Below are 3,121 nucleotides of genomic sequence, written 5' to 3' on the forward strand. Positions count from 1 at the left end.
ATGAACCAATGATTTTTAGTTTCACGCATCACGTTTCACGTTATCAACAGCTGCAAACTAGCACCATTGGTTATAACTTCATTTTCCGTTTACCGGGGAATGATGGGCAGGACAATGTGCGAAGGGCAGTTGCGGTCAAGGTACACCGTATTCCGCGCCACGACGGTATGCGTATGTCTCCCCATCGGCTCGCCGGTGTTTGGGTTGATATCGAATCGTGGAAAGTTGCTGCTCGATATATCGACTCGAATTCGATGCCCTGCCTTGAAGAGATTACAGGTCGGTGGTAGGGCGATCTGAACCTGATAAACCTCACCCGGTTCCATCAATTTTTCTTCCTCCCAACCCTCCCGATAACGGGTACGGATAATAGAATCGACGAGGTTCATGTGGTAGCCGGCGGGATAATCCTCGTTTGGTGGATAGACATCAATGAGCTTCGCTGTGAAGTCGGTATCTACCGCCGAAGACGAAATCCACAACTTCACCGTCATCCCCCCAGTCACTTCGATGTCTTCATCTAACGGGTAAGTCTGAAACACAAGGACATCGGGTCTTGCCGCAAGGGAGGGATACGGCGGTTTAGCTCCCACGATGCCGGGTTCCTCCTTCTGGTGTGCCGCACCGTCCATAACAATGCTGCGCATCCGCGCTCTGGGTGGCGTGTACTGCGATGCCATCCCCTCTCCCAACGCTACCTGTTCGTAGAACCCTGTAACGTTTGCGGCGATAGTCGGCACCGGATTATCTGGATCGTGGAGGAAACGGGCAGGCGATTGGTTCTCTCCCGGCAGATCCGGGTTCAGTCCTCCGCCGGCATGGAAATAATATGTGGTATATTTTGTGCGGGAGAGGGGCCATTCCTTTTCTGACCGCCACATGCCGCCGTGGTTCAGCTGCCCCTCGCTGTTGCGTCTACCATCGCCGCCACCCATCACAAAGATTCGTACCGGTGGGTCATCCTCCAGCCCATTTGGGCTATCCTTCAGCCAACGATCAAACCAGCGGAGACGCTCTCTATTGTATACTTCGTCGCCCCATGCGGCGTCGGGGCCGAAGTCTACATCCCCCACGTAGGAGGATCCTGCTCCGCGCATAGCGCCGTGGTTCCAAGGTCCCATCACCAGCCGTTGGGTTGTCTTGTTCTGCTTGCACATCGTCGCGAAGTAGTTCGTCGTAGCGACGGAGAAGGGATCGTACCAACCACCACTAAAGACCGATGGGGCGTCTATGTGTCGATCGAAGTGACGTTCTTGATCGCAGCAATCTTGCCCCCAAAATTCATCATATTCGCCACGATAGTAGTAGTTAAAAAGGGTCTGCTCAAGGTTGGGAACCACGGATAGTGGTGTGTGTCCCGGCTTGAACGGGGTTGAATAGACTAGATCGCGCATACGCTCCATCGCTTGTGCGATAGAGTTTTTCGCCACAGGATTGTCGTGAATCTCCTGTGAATCGTGGGCGTGGAGAAACAGGGCACCGAACATGTGGAGTGCCATCGCCCCACCTTCACGCGCTTCGTGGGCGTAAATGTTGGTGGGTCCAACATCCTGCCACATCGCCGTCAAGTGCGGTGGCTGGTAAAGTGCCATCACACTCTGGACAATCGCCCCGTGTGAGCTGCCCACCGTCCCAACGCGCCCATTCGACCAAGGTTGGGCGGCGATCCATTCGACCGTATCGTAGCCGTCATGCCCTTCAGTGGGATTGGCTGTGTGGAAGTATTGTCCGGTCCCTTCGGAACGTTGACGACCACGTAAGTCTTGGAGGACGGTTACGTATCCGTGCTGGGTAAAGAACTCAGCTACCGGCTCCACCCACATCTGCGGACTGTTTTTGTCGTACGATGTGCGTCCCAGAATTGTGGGAAATGTGCCGGGGACTAATTCGCCATCAAGGGTGGGTCGATAGATATCAGTAGCTAGGCGAACTCCATCGCGCATCGACACCATTACGTCCTTGAATATGGCAATTCCGTATTTGGGTTCTAATCCCTGCATAGCCACTATAATCCTTGTAGAAAAGGGTTTTCACGTTTTTCTCTCCCGATCGTGGTGCGCGGCCCGTGTCCGGGACATACGATCGTATCGTCGTCGAGCTGCCATAGCTTTTCCCGTATGGAATCCACCAACTGTTCATAATCTCCGCCCCATAGATCCGTACGTCCAATACTGTCTTGAAAAAGCGTATCACCCGCCAAAAGAATTTTCTCTCCTTCGAGATCCAAACAGACACCGCCGGGGCTATGTCCGGGGGTTTCAATCACGGACAGCGTATACTCTCCCCACTCAATTCTATCTCCCTCACAAATGTACCTGTCCACAGTTGGTGGTTCGGGTGCTGCGAGTCCAAACATTGTGCCCTGTAGTGTGAAATTATCCACGAGAATTTGATCTGCCTCGTGGATAAGAACCGGTGCTCCTGTCCCATGCTGGAGTGCAGCGGTGGCAGATACATGGTCTAGATGTCCGTGCGTGTGTATTAGGTATTTGAGCGTCAATTTGTGCGCTTCTAGTGCTTTAAGGATGCCGGCTTCGTCTCCCGGATCAACCACGACAGCTGCTTGTGTTTCACTGGAACCGAGAATCCAGCAGTTTGACTCAAAAGGCGGAACAACCAGACATTCCAATATTAATTTCATTGGCTCACCCCAAGGGATTTTATCATATCAGTTTTCAGTTGTCTATAGGTATATAAACATAGAGTAGGGCTATTCAGTTTTCGGTTTGGCTCATGTAAAAAGAGAGTGCAAAGTGTGGAGAAACACCAAGTTGTTGCGGTATTGATTGGTAAAAGGGCGGGGCAAGATGCCCCGCCTACGGATTCGGGTTGTTCCGAAATCGGTTAAGAAAAGGGAAACTAAATGGTCTTACAATCTAGACAGGTGTTTATTTTTATTTCAGTTTGAAAGGATGGGAAACGAGAGGCAGGGAAGAAAGGGTGACAAAGGCATGGCTCCACGGAGGCGTTCTCAGAAAGTCCTTTTGTCGGTCAAGTCTCAAACCTGATATAAAGGGTACTGCTTCTATTGAGAAGCGGCACCCTCCACTGCCAGAGCGCTAGAATTGCCAATTGCTAATCAATAAGTGCATCGCCAGCCCCGAAATTAACGGGATCGTTA

General features: G+C 51.9%; 2 protein-coding genes. Both read right to left on the bottom strand.

Annotated elements, in window-relative coordinates:
• Positions 1-89: 89 nt before the first annotated feature.
• Positions 90-2,000, bottom strand: coding sequence for a CocE/NonD family hydrolase (locus J4G02_22225; protein ID MCE2397229.1), 1,911 nt, complete (start codon positions 1,998-2,000; stop codon positions 90-92).
• A gap of 5 nt (positions 2,001-2,005) precedes the next feature.
• Positions 2,006-2,641 (bottom strand): MBL fold metallo-hydrolase, encoded by a 636-nt coding sequence (locus J4G02_22230; GenBank protein ID MCE2397230.1) that lies wholly within the window; start codon positions 2,639-2,641, stop codon positions 2,006-2,008.
• Positions 2,642-3,121 lie beyond the last annotated feature (480 nt).

Source organism: Candidatus Poribacteria bacterium (genome assembly GCA_021295755.1).
GTDB lineage: Bacteria > Poribacteria > WGA-4E > WGA-4E > PCPOR2b > PCPOR2b.